The organism is Streptomyces echinatus, assembly GCF_014203595.1.
Lineage (GTDB): Bacteria > Actinomycetota > Actinomycetes > Streptomycetales > Streptomycetaceae > Streptomyces > Streptomyces echinatus.
In genome coordinates, this window is the sequence record NZ_JACHJK010000018.1 from 130,140 (window position 1) to 149,130 (window position 18,991).

Annotated in this window: 19 protein-coding genes; 12 read left to right on the forward strand and 7 right to left on the reverse strand. The window is 74.2% G+C overall.

Going from position 1 to position 18,991, the window contains the following annotated elements; translation table 11 throughout:
* Positions 1-5 precede the first annotated feature (5 nt).
* From hisI to lgt, 11 genes are all read left to right on the forward strand, one after another.
* On the forward strand, positions 6-407 hold the full coding sequence (hisI, locus tag FHS34_RS36135; RefSeq protein WP_184973575.1) for a phosphoribosyl-AMP cyclohydrolase: 402 nt from the start codon (positions 6-8) through the stop codon (positions 405-407).
* Positions 408-418: 11 nt separating this feature from the next.
* Positions 419-1,897 (forward strand): anthranilate synthase component I, encoded by a 1,479-nt coding sequence (locus tag FHS34_RS36140; RefSeq protein ID WP_184973578.1) that lies wholly within the window; start codon positions 419-421, stop codon positions 1,895-1,897.
* A 52-nt stretch (positions 1,898-1,949) separates the two neighbouring features.
* Positions 1,950-2,588: a TIGR02234 family membrane protein gene (locus FHS34_RS36145; protein WP_184973580.1), complete on the forward strand. Its 639-nt coding sequence runs from the start codon at positions 1,950-1,952 to the stop codon at positions 2,586-2,588.
* A gap of 211 nt (positions 2,589-2,799) precedes the next feature.
* Positions 2,800-3,057: an HGxxPAAW family protein gene (locus FHS34_RS36150; RefSeq protein WP_184973582.1), complete on the forward strand. Its 258-nt coding sequence runs from the start codon at positions 2,800-2,802 to the stop codon at positions 3,055-3,057.
* Between the two features lie 184 nt (positions 3,058-3,241).
* Entirely contained in the window at positions 3,242-3,706 is a 465-nt protein-coding gene (locus FHS34_RS36155) for a DUF2752 domain-containing protein (protein ID WP_184973584.1), read from the forward strand.
* Positions 3,707-3,841: 135 nt separating this feature from the next.
* Positions 3,842-4,651: an indole-3-glycerol phosphate synthase TrpC gene (trpC, locus tag FHS34_RS36160; RefSeq protein WP_184973585.1), complete on the forward strand. Its 810-nt coding sequence runs from the start codon at positions 3,842-3,844 to the stop codon at positions 4,649-4,651.
* Between the two features lie 22 nt (positions 4,652-4,673).
* Positions 4,674-4,859, forward strand: a complete 186-nt coding sequence (gene trpM, locus FHS34_RS36165; protein ID WP_184973588.1) for a tryptophan biosynthesis modulator TrpM — start codon at positions 4,674-4,676, stop codon at positions 4,857-4,859.
* Positions 4,860-4,975: 116 nt separating this feature from the next.
* On the forward strand, positions 4,976-6,259 hold the full coding sequence (gene trpB / locus FHS34_RS36170; RefSeq protein ID WP_184973590.1) for a tryptophan synthase subunit beta: 1,284 nt from the start codon (positions 4,976-4,978) through the stop codon (positions 6,257-6,259).
* Positions 6,256-7,074, forward strand: coding sequence for a tryptophan synthase subunit alpha (trpA, locus tag FHS34_RS36175; protein ID WP_184973592.1), 819 nt, complete (start codon positions 6,256-6,258; stop codon positions 7,072-7,074). Before trpB ends, trpA begins: the two co-directional genes overlap by 4 nt.
* 97 nt (positions 7,075-7,171) lie before the next feature.
* On the forward strand, positions 7,172-7,945 hold the full coding sequence (locus FHS34_RS36180) for a DsbA family protein (protein ID WP_184973595.1): 774 nt from the start codon (positions 7,172-7,174) through the stop codon (positions 7,943-7,945).
* Positions 7,946-8,027: 82 nt separating this feature from the next.
* Positions 8,028-9,002: a prolipoprotein diacylglyceryl transferase gene (gene lgt, locus FHS34_RS36185; protein ID WP_184973597.1), complete on the forward strand. Its 975-nt coding sequence runs from the start codon at positions 8,028-8,030 to the stop codon at positions 9,000-9,002.
* A 151-nt stretch (positions 9,003-9,153) separates the two neighbouring features.
* On the opposite strand, the gene FHS34_RS36190 is transcribed toward lgt, so the two are convergent.
* Genes FHS34_RS36190 through FHS34_RS36220 form a run of 7 tightly spaced genes read right to left on the reverse strand, consistent with a single transcriptional unit; the run spans position 9,154 to position 17,670 of the window.
* Positions 9,154-9,966, reverse strand: a complete 813-nt coding sequence (locus tag FHS34_RS36190) for an HpcH/HpaI aldolase/citrate lyase family protein (RefSeq protein WP_184973600.1) — start codon at positions 9,964-9,966, stop codon at positions 9,154-9,156.
* The gene (locus FHS34_RS36195; protein WP_184973602.1) at positions 9,963-11,168 is read right to left on the reverse strand and encodes a CaiB/BaiF CoA transferase family protein; all 1,206 of its coding nucleotides are present in this window, start codon (positions 11,166-11,168) and stop codon (positions 9,963-9,965) included. The genes FHS34_RS36190 and FHS34_RS36195 overlap by 4 nt, the downstream gene beginning before the upstream one ends.
* Positions 11,165-12,058, reverse strand: a complete 894-nt coding sequence (rbsK, locus tag FHS34_RS36200; RefSeq protein ID WP_184973604.1) for a ribokinase — start codon at positions 12,056-12,058, stop codon at positions 11,165-11,167. The genes FHS34_RS36195 and rbsK overlap by 4 nt, the downstream gene beginning before the upstream one ends.
* Entirely contained in the window at positions 12,055-13,527 is a 1,473-nt protein-coding gene (locus FHS34_RS36205) for an ADP-ribosylglycohydrolase family protein (RefSeq protein WP_184973606.1), read from the reverse strand. Before FHS34_RS36205 ends, rbsK begins: the two co-directional genes overlap by 4 nt.
* Positions 13,515-14,699 carry an ADP-ribosylglycohydrolase family protein gene (locus tag FHS34_RS36210; protein WP_184973608.1) on the reverse strand — a complete coding sequence of 395 codons (1,185 nt, stop codon included), beginning with the start codon at positions 14,697-14,699 and terminating at the stop codon, positions 13,515-13,517. Before FHS34_RS36210 ends, FHS34_RS36205 begins: the two co-directional genes overlap by 13 nt.
* Positions 14,700-14,707: 8 nt before the next feature.
* Positions 14,708-15,826 carry an ADP-ribosylglycohydrolase family protein gene (locus FHS34_RS36215; protein WP_184973610.1) on the reverse strand — a complete coding sequence of 373 codons (1,119 nt, stop codon included), beginning with the start codon at positions 15,824-15,826 and terminating at the stop codon, positions 14,708-14,710.
* Positions 15,823-17,670, reverse strand: coding sequence for an ADP-ribosylglycohydrolase family protein (locus FHS34_RS36220; protein WP_184973612.1), 1,848 nt, complete (start codon positions 17,668-17,670; stop codon positions 15,823-15,825). Before FHS34_RS36220 ends, FHS34_RS36215 begins: the two co-directional genes overlap by 4 nt.
* Before the next feature lie 264 nt (positions 17,671-17,934).
* Here FHS34_RS36220 and FHS34_RS36225 point away from each other — a divergent pair, with 264 nt between their 5' ends.
* The gene (locus FHS34_RS36225; RefSeq protein ID WP_184973615.1) at positions 17,935-18,666 is read left to right on the forward strand and encodes a VIT1/CCC1 transporter family protein; all 732 of its coding nucleotides are present in this window, start codon (positions 17,935-17,937) and stop codon (positions 18,664-18,666) included.
* The last annotated feature ends 325 nt before the right edge of the window (positions 18,667-18,991 follow it).

An 18,991-nucleotide genomic window follows, 5' to 3' on the forward strand; every position in this document is an offset into this window, starting at 1 on the left:
CATCCATGACCAGTACGACCGGTACCCCCCGGCCCAGCAGCCTCGCCCCGGAGATCGCCGCGCGGCTGAAGCGCAGTGCCGACGGGCTCGTCCCCGCCATCGCCCAGCAGTACGACACCGGAGAGGTGCTCATGCTCGGCTGGATGGACGACGAGGCGCTGCACCGCACGCTGACCACCGGCCGCTGCACCTACTGGTCCCGCAGCCGCCGCGAATACTGGGTCAAGGGCGACACCTCCGGCCACTTCCAGTGGGTGAAGTCCGTCGCGCTGGACTGCGACGCCGACACCCTGCTGGTCAAGGTCGACCAGCTGGGCGCCGCCTGCCACACCGGCGCGCGCACCTGCTTCGACGAGGACGTTCTGCTCAAGGACTCGGATTCCGCCGTTCCGGCGTCCGGTCAGTAAGGTCAGCCGCCATGGACCTCGAGACCTTCCGCAAGCTGGCCACCGACCGTCGTGTCATCCCGGTCACGCGCAAGCTCCTCGCCGACGGAGACACCCCGGTCGCGCTGTACCGCAAGCTCGCCGCCGAACGCCCCGGCACCTTCCTGCTGGAGTCCGCGGAGAACGGCCGGTCCTGGTCCCGGTACTCCTTCGTCGGGGTCCGCAGCGCCGCCACGCTCACCGCGCGGGACGGACAGGCCCACTGGCTCGGCACCCCGCCCGTCGGCGTCCCCACGGACGGCGACCCCCTGAAGGCCCTGCGCGCCACCCTCCAGGCCCTGCACACCCCCCACCAGGAGGGCATGCCGCCCTTCACCGGCGGCATGGTCGGCTATCTGGGCTACGACATCGTCCGCCGGCTGGAGAAGATCGGCCCCGGCGAGCGCGACGACCTCCGGCTCCCCGAGCTCACCATGCTGCTGACCAGCGACCTCGCCGTGATGGACCACTGGGAGGGCTCGGTCCTGCTGATCGCCAACGCGATCAACCACAACGACCTGGACACGGGCGTCGACGAGGCGTACGCGGACGCCGTGGCCCGGCTCGACGCCATGGAGGCCGACCTCACCCGCGCGGTCGCCCAGCCGCCGGCCGTGCTGCCGCCGTCCGAACTGCCCGAGTACACCGCCCGCTGGGGCGGCCCCGACTTCCAGCGGGCCGTCGAGGACGTCAAGGAGCGCATCCGCGCGGGCGAGGCCTTCCAGGTCGTGCCCTCCCAGCGCTTCGAGACCCCGTGCACGGCGAGCGCCCTGGACGTCTACCGGGTCCTGCGCGCCACCAACCCCTCGCCGTACATGTACCTCTTCCGCTTCGACGGGTTCGACGTCGTCGGCTCCTCCCCGGAGGCGCTGGTGAAGGTCGAGGACGGGCGGGCGATGGTCCACCCCATCGCCGGCACCCGGCACCGCGGGACCACCCCGCAGGAGGACCAGGCCCTCGCCGAGGAACTGCTCGCCGACCCCAAGGAGCGCGCCGAGCACCTGATGCTGGTCGACCTCGGCCGCAACGACCTCGGCCGGGTCTGCGAGCCCGGCTCGGTCGAGGTGGTCGACTTCATGTCCATCGAGCGCTACTCGCACGTGATGCACATCGTCTCGACCGTCACCGGCAAGGTGGCCGCCGGCCGCACCGCCTTCGACGTGCTCACCGCCTGTTTCCCGGCGGGCACCCTGTCCGGCGCCCCCAAGCCCCGCGCGATGCAGATCATCGACGAACTGGAGCCCTCCCGGCGCGGCCTGTACGGCGGCTGCGTCGGCTATCTGGACTTCGCCGGCGACTCCGACACCGCGATCGCCATCCGTACGGCCCTGCTCCGCGACGGCACGGCCCATGTCCAGGCCGGAGCGGGCATCGTCGCCGACTCCGACCCGGTCGCGGAGGACCAGGAGTGCCGCAACAAGGCGGCCGCGGTGCTGCGGGCGGTGCACACGGCGAACCGCCTGGGGCGGTAGGGCGCTTCTCATAGCAACCCCGGGTGACGCTTCGCCCGGGGTTCAGGCGATAGTGGACTACGTGACTGCCGTACCTCACCCCCGCTCCGAAGCCGCCGCACCCGCCCGGTCCGGCCGGCGGAGCCTCGCCGTGGCCCTTCTGTCCGGTGCGCTCGGCGCGGCCGTGACGCTGCTCGCGACCCGGCAGCGCTGGGCGGAGGGCACCGCGACCGTGGCCGGCGGCGCGTTCCCGCTGACCGCCAAGGGCAGCGACGTCACCGGCGTCCCAGCGGCCCTCGCCATAGTGGGCCTCGCCGCGCTCGTCGCCGTCTTCGCCGTCCGCAGGGCCGGCCGCCTCGTCGTCTCCGGGCTCCTCGCGCTGTCCGGTGCCGGGATCGCCGCCGCGGCCCTCATGACCGCCTCCGACGGCTCCGCGCTGGACGACAAGGCCGCCAAGGTCAGCGGCGACACCTCCGCCACGGTGCACGCGCTCGGCCACACCGGCTGGCCCTACGTCGCGGCCGTCGGCGGGCTGCTGATCCTGCTCGCCGGACTGCTCGCCCTGCGCTACGGCAGCCTGTGGCCCGCGATGTCCGGCCGCTACGAGCGCGGCACCGCGGGCCCCCGGCGCACGGCCCGCCCCGCCGACCCGGAGCGGCCCGAGGAGATCTGGAAGGCCCTCGACCGGGGCGAGGACCCGACCGGCGCCTGAGCCGCCGGCCGTCCCCCCGGACAGGCCTCCCGTGCCCGGCGGGCGCGAGGAAACGATGTGGCGCATCAGACGCCACCCCCGCGTCCGTCGCGCGCTCGGGTACGGGACAATGAACTACGAGCGTCCGGCTCGGACAGTGACGGCGGGCCCGGAACCGTACGGACACGTACGACGCCTACTACGACACGTACACAGCAACGAGGAGCAAGTCATGGCGGGCAGCAGCCACGGTCACACCCCGGCAGCCTGGACCGGTGTCACCATCGCCTTCATCGGGTTCTGCGTCGCGGGCGCCTTCATGGTGATGGCCCAGCCCGTCGGCTTCTGGGCCGGCATGGCGATCGTGGCCGGCGGCGGTGTCGTCGGCGGCATCATGCGGTCCATGGGCCTCGGCATGCCGAAGCAGCCCGCCGCGCTCCCGCACACCGCCCCGTCCGCGACCCGCGAGCCGGCCGGCGCCGAGAGCTGAGCGCAGCGCTTCCCCGAAGGGCGGCCCGGCACCGGCGAGGTGCGGGCCGCCCTTCGCCGTCCCCGGACCGCGCCCTTCGCCGTCCCCGGACCCTGCCCTTCGTCGTCCCTCGTCGTCCCCGGACCGCGCCCCGACCGGACCCGCTCCGCGCGCGCGTGCCGGAGCGGCGCGGCAGAATTCCCGCGTGAACGCCGACAGCCGCACCGTCCCGCCGCAGGCGCCCCGGAGCGAGGGGAGCCCGGTTACGCCGCCCCCTCCGCGGCGGCGGCTCGCCGTCCCGCTGGGGCTGTTCGCGGCCGCCGCCGGCGCCCTCGGCTACGTCGGTGCCGTCGACCCGAACGAACCCGGCCACTACCCCGTCTGCCCCCTGTACCGGCTCACCGGCCTGTACTGCCCCGGCTGCGGCGGACTGCGCAGCGCGCACGCCCTCGTCCACGGTGACCTGCTCACCGCGCTGCGCGACAACGCGGCGGGCGTGGCGGCCTGCCTCGGCCTCGCCGTGCTGTGGGCCCTCCGAACGGTCCGCACGGCGCGCGGCCGGCCGCCGCGGACCGTCCCCGGACCGGCGCACCTGTGGACCGTGGGCGCGTTGCTGCTGGTCTTCACCGTCGTCCGGAACCTGCCGGCCGGTGGCTGGCTGCGTCCCTGACCGGACGGTGAACGTCCAGGTGGTGGGACCGGCGTCCACCGGATGCGAGGCCTCGGCGCTCGTGCGGATACCATCGCAATTGACCACAGGTTTTCGGAACCTGAAGGAACCACCGTCTGGAAGGGGGCCGCTCGCGTGAGTGTGCTCGACGAGATCATCGACGGAGTCCGTGCCGACCTCGCGGAGCGGCAGGCACGTGTGAGCCTCGACGAGCTCAAGGAGCGCGCGGCCAAGGCCCACGCCGCCAAGGACGGGGTGGCCGCGCTCAAGGGCGACGGCGTCAAGGTGATCTGCGAGGTCAAGCGCTCCAGCCCCTCCAAGGGCGCGCTGGCGGCGATCGCCGACCCGGCCGGGCTCGCCGCGGACTACGAGGCGGGTGGCGCGGCCGTCATCTCCGTCCTCACCGAACAGCGCCGCTTCGGCGGCTCGCTCGCCGACCTGGAGGCCGTCCGCGCGCGCGTGGACATCCCGGTGCTGCGCAAGGACTTCATCGTCACCTCGTACCAGCTGTGGGAGGCCCGCGCGTACGGCGCCGACCTCGCGCTGCTGATCGTGGCCGCCCTCGACCAGCCGGCCCTGGAGTCGCTGATCGAGCGGGCGGTGTCCATCGGCCTGACCCCCCTCGTCGAGGTGCACGACGAGGAGGAGGTCGAGCGGGCGGTGGACGCGGGCGCCAAGATCATCGGCGTCAACGCGCGCAACCTGAAGACCCTGGAGGTCGACCGCGGCACCTTCGAGCGGGTCGCCCCGGAGATCCCCGACCACCTCGTCAAGGTCGCCGAGTCCGGCGTCCGCGGCCCGCACGACCTGATCGCCTACGCCAACGCCGGCGCCGACGCGGTCCTGGTCGGCGAGTCCCTGGTCACCGGCCGTGACCCGAAGGCGGCGGTGGCCGACCTGGTGGCGGCGGGCGAGCACCCGGCGCTGCGGCACGGGCGCGGCTGACCCCCCATTAAGCTTGGGACCGATGACTCTCACCATGACGACCGTGGACCGGTACGCCCGCCTGGCGCGCGGCTGCCGCCCGAGGGGCTGCCGCGCCCCGGCGAGGCGTGTCCACGGCCGCCGGGTGCGCTACGTCATCGGTGACGAACCCGGGCAGGTCAACGGCATGCGATGGCAGCGCCCCGAGAGGGGCGCGGGTCGGGCCTGACAGGGCGGCTCCGTCGCGCGGCGCGACCGGACACCACGGTCCCGCGGTCGGCCGATCACCCCGACGCCCCACGGCGAACAGTGTCTCTTCACACGCACTCACCGTGAGGTTCTGGCATGTCCAGCGATTTCTTCTTCCCTGACCCCGCGGGTCAGGTGCCCAGCGCCGAGGGCTACTTCGGCGCGTTCGGCGGCAAGTTCATCCCGGAGGCCCTCGTCGCCGCCGTGGACGAGGTCGCCGTCGAGTACGACAAGGCCAAGCACGATCCCGAGTTCGCCCGGGAACTCAACGACCTGCTGGTCAACTACACCGGCCGGCCCAGCTCGCTCACCGAGGTCCCCCGCTTCGCCGCGGAGGCGGGCGGCGCCCGGATCTTCCTCAAGCGGGAAGACCTCAACCACACCGGCTCCCACAAGATCAACAACGTGCTCGGCCAGGCCCTGCTGACCAGGCGCATGGGCAAGACCCGGGTGATCGCCGAGACCGGCGCCGGCCAGCACGGCGTCGCCACGGCCACCGCCTGCGCGCTGTTCGGCCTCGACTGCACCATCTACATGGGCGAGATCGACACCCAGCGCCAGGCCCTGAACGTGGCCCGCATGCGCATGCTCGGCGCCGAGGTCGTCGCGGTGAAGTCCGGCAGCCGCACCCTCAAGGACGCCATCAACGAGGCGTTCCGGGACTGGGTCGCCAACGTCGACCACACCCACTACCTGTTCGGCACGGTCGCCGGCCCGCACCCCTTCCCGGCCATGGTCCGTGACTTCCACCGGGTCATCGGCGTCGAGGCCCGGCGTCAGCTCCTGGAGCGCGCGGGCCGCCTCCCGGACGCGGCCGTGGCCTGCGTCGGCGGCGGCTCCAACGCCATCGGTCTCTTCCACGCCTTCATCCCCGACGAGGGCGTCCGCCTGATCGGCTGCGAGCCCGCCGGGCACGGCATCGAGACCGGTGAGCACGCGGCCACCCTGACCGCGGGCGAGCCCGGCATCCTGCACGGCTCACGCAGCTACGTCCTGCAGGACGAGGAGGGCCAGATCACCGAGCCGTACTCGATCTCGGCCGGCCTGGACTACCCGGGCATCGGCCCCGAGCACTCCTACCTGAAGGACTCCGGCCGCGGCGAGTACCGCGCGGTCACCGACGACGCGGCCATGCAGGCCCTGCGCCTGCTGTCGCGCACCGAGGGCATCATCCCGGCCATCGAGAGCGCCCACGCGCTCGCCGGTGCCCTGGAGGTCGGCAGGGAACTGGGCGAGGACGGCCTGATCGTCGTCAACCTGTCCGGCCGCGGCGACAAGGACATGGACACCGCCGCGCGCTACTTCGGCCTCTACGACACCGACGCCGAGGTGGCCGCCGACCAAGCCGACACCGCCGAGATCGAGGGGGATGCCAAGTGAGCGGGAACCACCAGCTGTTGACGGACACCCTCGCCGCCGCCAAGGCGGAGGGCCGGGCCGCGCTCATCGCCTACCTCCCGGCCGGCTTCCCGACCGTGGACGGCGGCATCGAGGCGATCGAGGCGGTCTTCGACGGCGGCGCCGACGTCGTCGAGGTGGGTCTGCCGCACAGCGACCCCGTGCTCGACGGCCCGGTCATCCAGACCGCCGACGACATCGCCCTGCGCGGCGGGGTGAAGATCGCCGACGTCATGCGGACGGTCCGGGAGGCGCACCGGGCCACCGGGAAGCCGGTGCTCGTCATGACGTACTGGAACCCCATCGACCGCTACGGCGTCGAGCGCTTCACCGCCGAACTGGCCGAGGCGGGCGGCGCCGGCTGCATCCTGCCCGACCTGCCGGTGCAGGAGTCGGCGCTGTGGCGGGAGCACGCCGAGAAACACGGGCTCGCGACGGTCTTCGTCGTGGCACCGAGCAGCAAGGACGAGCGGCTCGCCGAGATCACCGCGGTGGGCAGCGGCTTCGTCTACGCGGCCTCCCTCATGGGCGTCACCGGCACCCGCGAGTCCGTCGGCGCGCAGGCCGAGGAACTGGTCCGGCGGACCCGCGGCACGGGCAGCGGCCTGCCGGTCTGTGTCGGGCTCGGCGTCTCCAACGCGACCCAGGCCGCCGAGGTCGCCGGCTTCGCCGACGGGGTCATCGTGGGCTCGGCGTTCGTGAAGCGGATGCTGGACGCCCCGGACCACGCCTCCGGCATCGCGGCGGTCCGCGAGCTGGCCGGCCTGCTCGCCAAGGGCGTGCGCGGACGGGCGTAACCGTAGGTGATGTCCCGTTTCAGATGATTCGGTCACTCGAACGAGTGGACCTCCGGCCGGGGAGGCGCGCTGCGCCTCCCCGGTTCGTTCTGGGGGTGTGAGCGAGAAGAACCGTGACGGAAAGCGCACCGCCCGCGAGCGGATGGCGGTCGAGCGCGAGAAGCAGAAGGCCGCGGAGAAGCGACGGCGCACGCTGATCGTGGGCGCGAGCGTCGTCTGCGTCCTGGGCCTCGCGGCCGTGATCGGCGTGGTCGCCGCCAACGCCGGCAAGGACAAGAGCACCGGCGCGGGCCCGGCCGTGGCCCCCTCGGGAGCGAAGGGCAAGGACAGTCTCGCCATCCCGGTCGGAAAGGACGGCGCCAAGTCGACGCTCACCGTCTGGGAGGACTTCCGCTGCCCGGCCTGCCAGGCCTTCGAGGCCGCGTACCGGCCGACACTCCACGAGCTGTCCGACGCCGGCAAGCTCAGGGTCGAGTACCACCTGGTCCGGCTGATCGACGGCAACCTCGGCGGCAGCGGCTCGCTCCGCGCGGCCAACGCCGCGGCCTGCGCCCAGGACGCCGGGAAGTTCCGCGACTACCACGACGTGCTGTACGCGAACCAGCCCAAGGAGACCGACGACGCCTTCGCGGACAACGACAAGCTGATCGCGCTGGCGGGCAAGGTGAAGGGCCTGGACACGCCCGCCTTCCGCAAGTGCGTCAAGGAGGGCACCCACGACGCCTGGGTGGAGAAGTCCAACCAGGCGTTCCGGACCGGCGGCTTCAGCGGCACGCCCACGGTGCTGCTCGACGGCAAGAACATCTACCAGGACCAGACGATGACCCCGGCCAAGCTCAAGCAGCTGGTGGAATCGGCCCACCGAGGGTGAGCGTTTCTTACGCCCCCGTTATGGACCCGTAGCCGGGCTGCTTGCGGTCCCCGGGGCCCGGCACGGTAGCGTCGGACTTGCCATGAACCTTGCCTACATCCCCAGCCCGTCGCACGGGGTGCTGTATCTCGGCCCCATCCCGCTGCGCGGCTACGCCTTCTGCATCATCATCGGCGTCTTCATTGCCGTCTGGTTCGGCAACAAGCGCTGGATCGCCCGCGGCGGGCAGTCCGGCACGGTCGCCGACATCGCCGTCTGGGCCGTACCGTTCGGCCTGGTCGGCGGCCGGCTCTACCACGTCATCACGGACTACGAGCTGTACTTCAGCGAGGGCCGTGACTGGGTGGACGCCTTCAAGGTGTGGGAGGGCGGCCTCGGCATCTGGGGCGCGATCGCGCTCGGCGCGCTCGGCGCGTGGATCGGCGCGCGGCGCCGGGGTGTCCCGATGCCCGCCTACGCCGACGCCGTCGCGCCCGGCATCGCGCTCGCGCAGGCCATGGGCCGCTGGGGCAACTGGTTCAACCAGGAACTGTACGGCCGGGAGACGCACGTCCCCTGGGCGCTGCACATCACCTCCTCCGAGGGCGGCCGGGTGCCGGGCTACTACCACCCGACCTTCCTCTACGAGTCCTTGTGGTGCGTCGGCGTCGCCCTGCTGGTGATCTGGGCGGACCGCCGCTTCACGCTGGGCCACGGCCGGGCGTTCGCGCTGTACGTCGCCGCGTACTGCGTGGGCCGCGGCTGGATCGAGTACCTGCGCGTCGACGACGCCCACCACATCCTGGGCGTCCGCCTCAACGTGTGGACCGCGCTGATCGTGTTCCTGCTGGCGGTGGTGTACATGGTGGTGTCGGCGAAGAAGCGGCCGGGACGGGAGACCGTGGTCGAGCCGGCCGCGGTCGCCTCCGGCGGTGCGGCCGACGGGGTCTCGGAGGGCGCCCCCGACAGCGCGGCCGAGGGCACGCAAGCCGTGGCCTCAGGCGCGGACGGGGCGGAGGACGCCGAGGACGCCGGAGAACCGGTGAAGGACGAGGCGGAGTCGGCCAAGAAGAGCTGACCGCCGCGGCTACGACACCGAGGGCGCCCGGGACCTCCCGGGCGCCCTCGGTGCATGCGGGACACGGACGCCGATGGTTCGCCACCGCCGGCCACCGCCGCCGTGGCCGGTCGTCGGCGCGGTGGAAAGGGGAGCGCCGATCGGCGTCGCGTTACGTCCGGTAGGTCAGGGACAGGGTTCGTTGGGCCATGGCCACCACTGCCGCGTCGATGAAGCGGCCGTCGGGGAGGGCCTGGGCGCCCTGGTCGGACGCGGCCGCCTTGGTGATCGTCTCCGCGTGTTCGATCTCCGCCGGCGTCGGCAGGTACGCCCGCTCGATCACCGGCAGCTGCCGGGGGTGGATCGCGGCGCGCCCCAGGAAGCCTAGGGCGCGGCCGTGGGCACAGGACGCGGCGAGGCCGTCCAGGTCGCGGATGTCGGGGTGCACCGACTGCGGCGGTGGGGCGAGACCCGCCGCGCGGGCGGCGACGACCACCCGGGAGCGCGGCCAGTCGAGACCCGCGTCGGCCCGCACCCCGAGGTCGGCCCGGAGATCCGCCTCGCCCAGCGAGATGCCCCGCAGCGCGGGGTGGGCGGTGGCGATGGCGTAGGCGTGCTCGATGCCGAGGGCCGACTCCAGCAGCGCGTACAGGGGGACCGGCGTGGTCACCGCGGCCTGCCGCACCTGGTCCGGCGAGGTCACCTTCGGCAGCCGCAGCCCGGACAGGCCCGGCAGACCGGCCAGGGCGGTCAGGTCGGCGGCGGCCCAGGGCCCGTCCAGGGCGTTGACGCGGACATGCACCGGCACCGGCCGCGGCTGCGCCAGGAGTTCCGCGGTGGCCGTGCGGGCGTACTCCTTGCGGTCCGGGGCGACCGCGTCCTCCAGGTCGATCACCACCACGTCGGCTCCGGCCACCAGGGCCTTGGCCACCACGTGCGGGCGGTCGCCGGGCACGTAGAGCCAGGTCAGCGGGTAGCGGGTCACAGGGCGCCCTCCGAGCGCAGGGCCGCGATGTCGGCCGCGGTGAGGCCGAGCTCGGTGAGCACGGCGTCCGTGTCGGCGCCGTGCGGACGGCCGGCCCAGCGGATCGCGCCGGGCGTGGCGGAGAGCCGGAAGAGGACGTTCTGCATGCGCAGCGGGCCCAGCTCCGGGTCGGTGACGGTGGTGACGGTGTCCAGGGCCTGGTACTGGGGGTCCGCCAGCACGTCCCGGACGTCCTGCACGGGGGCCGCCGCGGCCTCCGCCTTCTCGAAGGCCGCGAGCACCTCCGCGAGCGTGCGGACGGCGATCCAGGAGCCGACCGCCTCGTCCAGCACATCGGCGTGGGCGGCCCGGTCCGCGCCCGTGGCGAACCACGGCTCCTCGGTCAGCTCCGGGCGCCCCACCAGCCGCAGCACCCGTTCGGCGACCGACTGCGCGGAGGTGGAGACGGCGACCCAGCCGCCGTCGGCGGTGCGGTAGGTGTTGCGCGGGGCGTTGTTCGCCGACCGGTTCCCGGTGCGCTCCTGGACATAGCCGAGCTGGTCGTACCAGGTGGGGTGCGGGCCGAGGACGGACAGGATCGGTTCGATGATCGCCATGTCGACGACCTGGCCGGCGCCGGTGCGTTCGCGCCCGGCCAGCGCCGTCAGCACGGCGTACGCGGTCGCCAGGCCCGCGATCGAGTCGGCGAGACCGAAGGGCGGCAGCGTCGGGGGCGCGTCCGGTTCGCCAGTGACCGCGGCGAAGCCGCTCATCGCCTCGGCGAGGGTACCGAAGCCGGGGCGGCGCGCGTACGGTCCGTACTGGCCGAAGGCGGTGACCCGGGTGAGGACCAGCCGGGGGTTGGCCGCCGACAGCTCGGGCCAGCCGAGGTCCCATTTCTCCAGGGTGCCGGGGCGGAAGTTCTCGATCACCACGTCGGCGGTGGCGGCGAGCCGCAGCAGGGTGGCCCGGCCGCCCGGCGTGGACAGGTCGAGCGTGACGGTCCGCTTGTTGCGGCCGAGCACCTTCCACCACAGGCCCACGCCGTGCTTGGCGGGGCCGTGGCCGCGGGAGGGGTCGGGCCGCCGGGGATGCTCGACCTTGATCACCTCCGCGCCGAAGTCACCGAGCAGGGTGGCGGCCATCGGCCCGGCGAAGAGGGTCGCCAGGTCCAGTACCCGCAGGCCGTCCAGCGCCGGGAGCGTCCGTGTCGCCGTACTCATGCGCCGTACTGCTTCTCGATCTCCGGGCGGTACGGCATGGACACCGACGCCCCTTCCCGCTGGACGGAGATCGCCGCGGCGGCGGCCGCCCAGGACAGGGCCTCCCGTACCGGTTTCTCCTCGGCGAGGGCCACGGCGAGCGCCCCGGCGAAGGTGTCGCCCGCGCCCGTGGAGTCCACGGCGGTCACGTGGGGCGCGGGCACCACCAGGGGTTCGGCGCCCCGGCGCAGGTACAGGCAGCCCGTCGCGCCCAGGGTGACGACGACCTCCGGCACCAGGTCCAGCAGGGCGGCCGCCGCCTCGCGCGGGTCGGTGCGGTCGGTGAGGAGGACCGCCTCGTACTCGTTCGGCACCAGCAGGTCGGTGACGGCGAGGAGTTCCGGCGGCAGCGGCTGCGCCGGGGAGGGGGTGAGGACCGTGCGGACGCCGTGCCGGCGGGCCGCCTCCGCGCCCGCGACGACCGCCGCCAACGGGATCTCCAGCTGCAGCAGCAGCGCGTCGGCGGTGGCGATCAGCCCCTCGTCACCGGGGGAGAGGTGGTCGACGGTGCCGTTGGCGCCGGGGATGACGACGATCGCGTTGCCGCCCTCGTCGTCCACCACGATGTGCGCGGTGCCGGAGGGCCCCTCCACCGTGCGCAGGAAGTCGGTGTCCACGCCGGATTGTTCGAGGGTCTCGCGCAGCCGCAGGCCGTAGGCGTCGTTGCCGACCGCGCCGATCATCGAGGCGGTGGCGCCGGCACGGGCCGCGGCGATGGCCTGGTTGGAGCCCTTGCCGCCGGGGATGGTGCGGAACTCCCGTCCCGTCACGGTCTCCCCGCGCTGCGGGGCCGTGGCGACATAGGTGACGAGGTCCATGTTCGTGCTGCCGAGGACGACGATATGGGTCATGAGCGGGTCGCCTCCAGGTGGGTGAGGTGGGCGAGGGTGTCGAAGCCGGTGCCGTCGAAGTCGCCGACAGTGGTGGCGAGCCGGTTCTTCAGCGGGGCCCGCCAGCGGTCGGGGAGCGCCGTGGGGGACCCGGCGAGGAGACCGGCGATGCTGCCGGCGGTGGCGCCGTTGGAGTCCGTGTCCCAGCCGCCGGACACGGCACGGCAGACGGAGCCGGTGAAGTCGCCGTCCGCGTGGGTGAGCGCGGCGGCGATCAGGGCGGTGTTGGGGAGGGCGTGGACCCAGTGGTGGCCGGGGCCGTGGACGGCGTGGAGTTCGTCCACCACCCGGTCGAAGTCCCGCTCCGAGGCCGCGAGGCCGACGGCGTGGTCGAGGGCCGCCGCCAGCCGGGAGCGGGCCGGGACCACCGCACGGCCGGCGCGCAGACAGGCGTGCACGCCGTGCGTGCCGGAGGCGGCCGTGGCGATGGCGGCGGCGGCGAACATCGCGGCGTAGACGCCGTTGGCGGTGTGGGTGAGGACCGCGTCGCGGTGTGCCTGTTCGGCGGCGGCGGCCGGATCACCGGGGTTGCTCCAGCCGTGCATGTCGGCCCGGATCAGGGCGCCGATCCACTCGCGGAACGGGTTGCGGTGGCGGGCCGTGTGCGGGGGCTCGATGCCGGCCAGGAGATTGCGGTGGGCGAGGCGCTCGGCGGTGAAGGTGCGGCCGGGCGGAAGCTCCTCCAGCCAGAGCCGGGCCACGTCGTCGGTGGTGAAGTTCCGCCCGTGGCGCTGGAGGAGGAGCAGATTCAGCAGGGGATAGTTCAGGTCGTCGTCCTCGGGCATGCCGTCGATGTTCTCGGCGAGGGAGGTGGCGGCCGAGCGGCGGTTCCAGGGGTGGGCGGCCAGGAGGTCCGCCGGGACTCCCCGCGCGGAGAAGTAGCCGGCGAGGGGCCAGTTCCCGGTCGCCCCGGCGAGGGCGCGGATGCCGTCGAGGGGGAGTTTCTCCACGGGCTTTCCGAGCAGGCACCCGATGGCCCGGCCCAGCCAGGCGGCTTCCAGGGCCGCCGGACGGAACCCCGCGGGGACGCGCGGCTCCGCCACGACGGAGGAGCCCGCCCCTCCGGACGGGGCCGGGCACTCGGGGCGCGGGCCGGCCGCCCGCTGCCCGTGACCACCCGGCGCCGGTTCCGCGCGGCCCGCCCGCGCCGGCCAGTTCGGGCACAGCGACCTGATGCGGGCCAGGTCCGTCGGCTCGTGCTCGGCCAGCGCGCTGGGCAGATCGGCCAGTTCGTCGAGCAGGTCCTCCGCCAGCAGGCGCAGATAGCGTGAGACGCCGCGCGCTGACGCGCCCGCCCGCTCCGGCGCCTCCGGGCCGCCCGCCGCCCGCCAGCGCGCCTCGACCGCCGACGGCTCGCGCCCGTCCAGGCGGGCCTGGCGCAGTTCGTGGCCCAGCAGGTCCTCCGGCTGGACCCAGGTCAGACGGAGCACGGCCGGCCTCCGAGCGCGCGGAACGCCTGCTCATGAGCGCGCCGGCGGGCCACGTCCCGGTCGAAGATCTCGCACGTGACCTCGGTGAGCGTCCGGGCGGGCGCCCACAGGTCCAGACGGCTGGCGTCCGCGACCGTCTTCGCCCACTCCTCGGGGACGGGCGAGCCGAGCGCGCCCGCGAGGGCGCCGGCCATCGTGGCGATCGAGTCGCAGTCGCGTCCGTAGTTGACCGAGCCGAGCACGGCGTGCCGGTAGTCGCCGCCGGAGACCAGCAACATGCCCAGAGCGACCGGGAGTTCCTCGATCGAGTGGAGGCGGGAGGGGCGGCGGGCGGCCAGGGAGGGCGCGCGGTAGTCCGGGCCGACCGTGTCGTAGGGGGCCACCGCCGCGCGCAGCGGGCCGAGCGCCGACTCGAACTCCCGGTGGCGGGCGGCGACTTCGCAGACCTTCTCGATCGCGGTGCGGGTGCCGTCCTTGGCCAGGGACAGGCAGGCGGCCACCACCGTGTCCGGGGTCGCCCCCGGGGCGGCCGCGGCGGCCACCGCCGCGGCGAGGACACCGGCCGCCTCCCTGCCGTACGACGACTGGTGCGCACCGGCGACGTCCAGCGCCTCGGCGTAGGCGGCGGCCGGGTCGGCCGCGTTGACCAGGCCGACCGGGGTCATGTACATCGCGGCGCCGCAGTTGACGATGTTGCCGACGCCCGCCTCCCGGGGGTCGGCGTGACCGTAGGCCAGCCGGGTCACCAGCCACTTCTCGGCGAGGAAGAGGCGGTGCAGCGGCAGGGCCTCGGCCTCCAGCTCCGGGATCCAGCGCGGGGTGGTCATCAGGTCCGGGACCAGGTGCTCGGCGACCGCGTACGCGTCGAGGTGGTCGCGGACACGGTCGTAGACCCGGATCAGCGCGTGCGTCATCAGGGTGTCGTCGGTGACATGGCCGTCGCCCTTGTGGTACGGCGCGATGGGGCGGGCGGTGCGCCACGCCTCGCCGTGCCAGGGGCCGACGATCCCGCTGACGCGACCGCCGTGACGTTCGGCGATCTGCTCGGGGGAGTAGCCCTCGACCGGGCCGCCGAGGGCGTCGCCGACAGCGGCACCGACCAGGGCGCCGGTGACGCGGTCGGCGAGGCCGCTCGGACCCGGGCCGCTGCTTTCTTCTTCTTTGGGCGTCATGCCCCGAATCATCCTCCCGGGCGGGCCGGTTGTGCGGCTTCCAGGAGTCCGGCGAGTTCCACCAGGTCGGTGCCGGTGAGACGGGGCAGGGTGCAGCCGGGCAGGACGCGGCAGGCCTCCCGCCAGGTGTCCGGGATGGCGGGGCCGCCGCCGAGGGCGCCGGTGAGCGCGCCCACGAGGGCGGGTGCGGAGTCGGCGACCCGGGACAGACAGGCGGCGGCCGGTACGGCCTCGGCGATTCGGCCCCGGGCGGCGGTGGCCAGGGCGAGCGCGACGGGGACGGTCTCGGCCGCGGCGATGCCGTAGCTGTAGACGTGGTCGACGATCTGGTGTTCGAGGAGGGGGATCAGGGCGAACGCGGACGCGCTGTCCTCGGCCAGGGCGAGCGCGTGGCGGGTGTTGCGGCCGATCTCCGTGTCCGCCGGGAGTTCGGCCAGCGCGGCCGTGACGCAGGCGTCCGTGTCCGCGCCGGCGAGGGCGAGCGAGAGGGCCGCCGCCATGGCGCGGGCGCCGTGCACCCCGTCGCCGTCCTGGGTGTAGCGGGCGTCGAACTCGGCGAGCGCGGCGGCCTGTTGCGGATCGCCGGGGTGGGCCACGGCGAGCACGCAGGCGCGGACGCAGGCCGCGTCGTCGAAGTAGTGCGGATTGTCGTGGCCGGTGGCGGGCGGGCGCAGGCCGGTGGCGAGGTTGCCGAGGCCGGCGCGGACGGAGATACGGGCGCGCAAAGGCAGGACGGCGGACTCGATCTCGGGTGCGCGGTCCGCCGCGGCGGCGACCTCCGCGGCCACGGCGGTCCAGGTGAGGTCGATGGCGGCGCGGGTACGGCGCTCCCGGCTGAGGTCACCGAGGACGTCGGCGTCGCCGGCCCGCAGGACCGCCTCCGCGGCGAACACCGCCCACTCGGCGTCGTCGGAGGGGCCGAGGCGGAGGGGCTCGGGGGGCTGGTTGAGGGCGATCGGCACCGGGAGGGTGGTGGTGGCGTTCTGTTCGGCGAAGGTGTCCAGTTCCCGGGTGAGGCGGCGGGTCCACTCGGGCATGCGGGCGGCGCGGTGCCGGGCGGCGGGCCAGCCGGCGGCGTCTCCCGCGGCGAGGCCGAGGAGGAGGCCCTCGATACGGCGCGTCGTCATGACGGACCCTCACTGTCCGCCTGCCCGGCATTCCCGGCTCCCACCAAGGGACTCCGGCTCCTGTCGGTGCGCTCCGCCGGGCCCCCCGCCCACTCGCCGTCCGGCTCGGGCGTCCGGCCCGCCGGGGCAGGGGGTGAGGCGGGCTCGGGGGGCTCGGGGGGCGGACTGAGGGCCGGTGGGAAGGGGACCGGGCCGGTGGCACGGGTGGCGGAGGGAGGGGTCCGCTCGGCGGGCGGGGCGGCGGCCGGTGGGGGTGGGAGGGGAGCGGCCGGCTGGAGCGCTGCGGCCGGGGGTGGGAGGGGAGCGGCCGGCTGGAGCGCTGCCGCCGGGGGTGGGAGGGGAGCGGCCGGCTGGAGCGCTGCCGCCGGGGGTGCGTTCCGTGCCGGATCCGGCAGCATTCCGGCCAGCACCACCACGTCCGCCTCCAGCGCGAGTGCCTCGCCGACACTCCCTGCCGCGAGGATCGGCTCCGCCCCGATGGCAGCCCCTGGCGTGGCGATGAACTCTGCTTCGGTGGCGGTGCCTGGCACGGGGACGACCTCTGCTTCGGTGGCAGCCCCCGGCATGGGGACGATCTCCGCTTCGGCGGCGGTCTCCGCCATCGGGTGGGACTCTGCCTGGACGACGGTCGCCGCCGACGCCGTCGTGGCCATCTCCGCGGCAGGCGCCACCGGAACGGCTCGTACCCGCTCGGCACTCCCCGCTGCTCGGAGCACCACAGCCTCCGCGACGGTCGCCGCCTCCTCCACCACTCTCCTTTCCCCGATCACCGGCCCTTCCCCGATCACCCTCGCTTCCACGATCACCCGCACCCCGCTGGCCGGCCCCGCGTCCGCCGGCTCCCCGGCCTCCCGGCTCACCAGCAGGTCCGCCACCTCCAGGACGTGGTGGCCCGCCATGGAGGGCAGGCATCGCCCCCGTACGGGACCGATGGCCGTCGCCCAGGCCGTGGGGATCGCGGCGAGACCCTGGGTCGCGCCGGACAGGGCGCCCGCCACCGCCGCCGTCGTGTCCGCGTCGCGGCCCATGTTGACGGCCGTCAGCACCGCCTCCCGGAAGTCGCCGTCGGCCGCCGCGTACGCGCCGAACGCGAGGGCCACCGCCTCGGGCGCCAGATCGGTCCAGGGGTAGCCGCCGATGACGACGGCGGAGCGGACCGCGCGCTCGCCGTGATGGGCGACCGCCACCGCGCGCCGCAGCGACCGGGCCGTCCAGGAGTCGTCCGGGACGACGGCGAGGGCGGCGGCGATCACCACCGGAACGGGGGCGCCGGTCATCGCCGCCGCGACCCCGGCCGCGACGGCCTGACCGCCGTAGATGCCCTCGCCGTCGTGGCTGACCGAGCCGTCGACGGCCACCAGACGGGCCGCCTCGGCCGGGCGCCCGGCGGCGAAGACGCCGAAGGGGGCCGCCCGCATCGCCAGGCCGTCGCTCCAGGCGTGCCGGTGCTGGGCCGAGATGGGGGCGGCAAGACCCCGGCGCAGGTTCTCCAGGGTGCCGCGCTCACTGAAGCCCGCCCCGCGGAAGGGGCCCTCGGCCCGGTCGGCGATCCACTCGTGCCAGGCCGCCTCCACATGTGCCGGGGTGAGCGCCGAGCCGTGCCGGGCCAGCAGCAGTCCGGAGAAGATCGCGTACTCGGTGTCGTCCGTGCCGCACGGCTCGTCGGTGACGTAGCCCGTGATGCGGCCCCAGCGGGCGCGGATCTCGGAGGGCCTGAGGTTCTCCGCGGGTGCTCCCAGCGCGTCGCCCACGGCCAGACCGAGCAGCGCCCCGCGGGCCCGCTCGCGCGGTCCGGCGGCGTCCCCGGGCGCCGGGACCGGGGGAGTGCGGGCGATCGATGCCATGGACGGCCTCCTTCGGCGGGGTCGCACGGGACCCTTTGCGGATGTGTCCCACGGGTGGCGTCCGGACGAGCCGGGAGCGCGTCTCTGTCACCCGCTCGGCATCTGAGCCAGCATTCGCACACCTGAGCACTCACCAGCAAAAGCGCAGGTTAGCCCAGCCTTTCCTTGCTGGCGAAGAGGGAATCACGCGAGTAGGTTCTGTGTTGTCGAAAAGTAGAACTCGTCCAAAGTTAGCTTTGGCTAAGCTTCCCTGGGGGACCCGTCATGGCCATCATCGAGACCGAGGCCGCGCTGCATGTGGCGCACCGTGACAACCACACGCACCGCGACGTCAACGGCGGCTGGCTGCGTCCCGCCGTCTTCGGCGCGATGGACGGCCTGGTCTCCAACCTCGCCCTGATGACGGGCGTGGCCGGCGGGTCGGTGAGCCAGCAGACCATCGTCATCACCGGTCTCGCCGGCCTGGCCGCCGGTGCCTTCTCGATGGCCGCGGGCGAGTACACCTCCGTCGCCTCGCAGCGGGAGCTGGTCGAGGCTGAACTCGACGTCGAGCGTCGTGAGCTGCGCAAGCACCCGCAGGACGAGGAGAACGAGCTGGCCGAGCTGTACGTGGCCCGCGGGGTCGAGCCGGATCTGGCCCGGCAGGTCGCCCGGCAGCTGTCGAAGGATCCTGAGCAGGCCCTGGAGATACACGCCCGCGAGGAGCTGGGCATAGACCCCGGCGACCTGCCCTCTCCCCTGGTCGCGGCCGTGTCGTCCTTCGGGTCCTTCGCCCTCGGCGCCCTGCTGCCCCTGCTGCCGTACCTGCTCGGCGCGACCGTGCTGTGGCCCGCCGTGCTGCTCGCGCTCGCCGGGCTCTTCGGGTGCGGTGCCGTGGTGGCCAAGGTGACCGCGCGCAGCTGGTGGTTCAGCGGCCTGCGGCAGCTCGCGCTCGGTGGTGCGGCGGCCGGTGTGACGTACGCCCTGGGCAGCCTGTTCGGAACGGCCGTAGGATAGGCGACCGGTACCTATGCGATGGGCCGCATAAGTACCCGTTACCCGTTGGTTTCGAGTGCTCGACCACGGGGCATGAGCCGTAAGCACCGTGGGCAATGACGCCTGCTGCACCCCTGCGGGGTGGGCGATGACGCCCTCCCCGGCCCCTTCGGGCCGCCGGACGCCGATCCGACCGATCCTGTCCGCGCCGGTCCCCGCACACGTCTGGCCGCCCGCGCGGCACCCGCCGCCCTCGCGCGGCACCCCCGCCGCCACCGGGCGGCACCACCGCCGTCACCGCACGGCACCCCGCCGTAACCGCACGGCGACACTGCCGCAACCGAAC

Excerpts from the sequence above, each read along its gene's own strand:
- FHS34_RS36210 (WP_184973608.1), bottom strand. The coding sequence starts at position 14,699 with ATGACGCCCAAAGAAGAAGAAAGCAGCGGCCCGGGTCCGAGCGGCCTC.
- trpB (WP_184973590.1), top strand. The coding sequence starts at position 4,976 with ATGTCCAGCGATTTCTTCTTCCCTGACCCCGCGGGTCAGGTGCCCAGC.
- FHS34_RS36215 (WP_184973610.1), bottom strand. The coding sequence starts at position 15,826 with ATGACGACGCGCCGTATCGAGGGCCTCCTCCTCGGCCTCGCCGCGGGA.
- FHS34_RS36140 (WP_184973578.1), top strand. The coding sequence starts at position 419 with ATGGACCTCGAGACCTTCCGCAAGCTGGCCACCGACCGTCGTGTCATC.
- FHS34_RS36220 (WP_184973612.1), bottom strand. The coding sequence starts at position 17,670 with ATGGCATCGATCGCCCGCACTCCCCCGGTCCCGGCGCCCGGGGACGCC.
- FHS34_RS36150 (WP_184973582.1), top strand. The coding sequence starts at position 2,800 with ATGGCGGGCAGCAGCCACGGTCACACCCCGGCAGCCTGGACCGGTGTC.
- lgt (WP_184973597.1), top strand. The coding sequence starts at position 8,028 with ATGAACCTTGCCTACATCCCCAGCCCGTCGCACGGGGTGCTGTATCTC.
- trpM (WP_184973588.1), top strand. The coding sequence starts at position 4,674 with ATGACTCTCACCATGACGACCGTGGACCGGTACGCCCGCCTGGCGCGC.
- FHS34_RS36195 (WP_184973602.1), bottom strand. The coding sequence starts at position 11,168 with ATGAGTACGGCGACACGGACGCTCCCGGCGCTGGACGGCCTGCGGGTA.
- FHS34_RS36225 (WP_184973615.1), top strand. The coding sequence starts at position 17,935 with ATGGCCATCATCGAGACCGAGGCCGCGCTGCATGTGGCGCACCGTGAC.
- hisI (WP_184973575.1), top strand. The coding sequence starts at position 6 with ATGACCAGTACGACCGGTACCCCCCGGCCCAGCAGCCTCGCCCCGGAG.
- rbsK (WP_184973604.1), bottom strand. The coding sequence starts at position 12,058 with ATGACCCATATCGTCGTCCTCGGCAGCACGAACATGGACCTCGTCACC.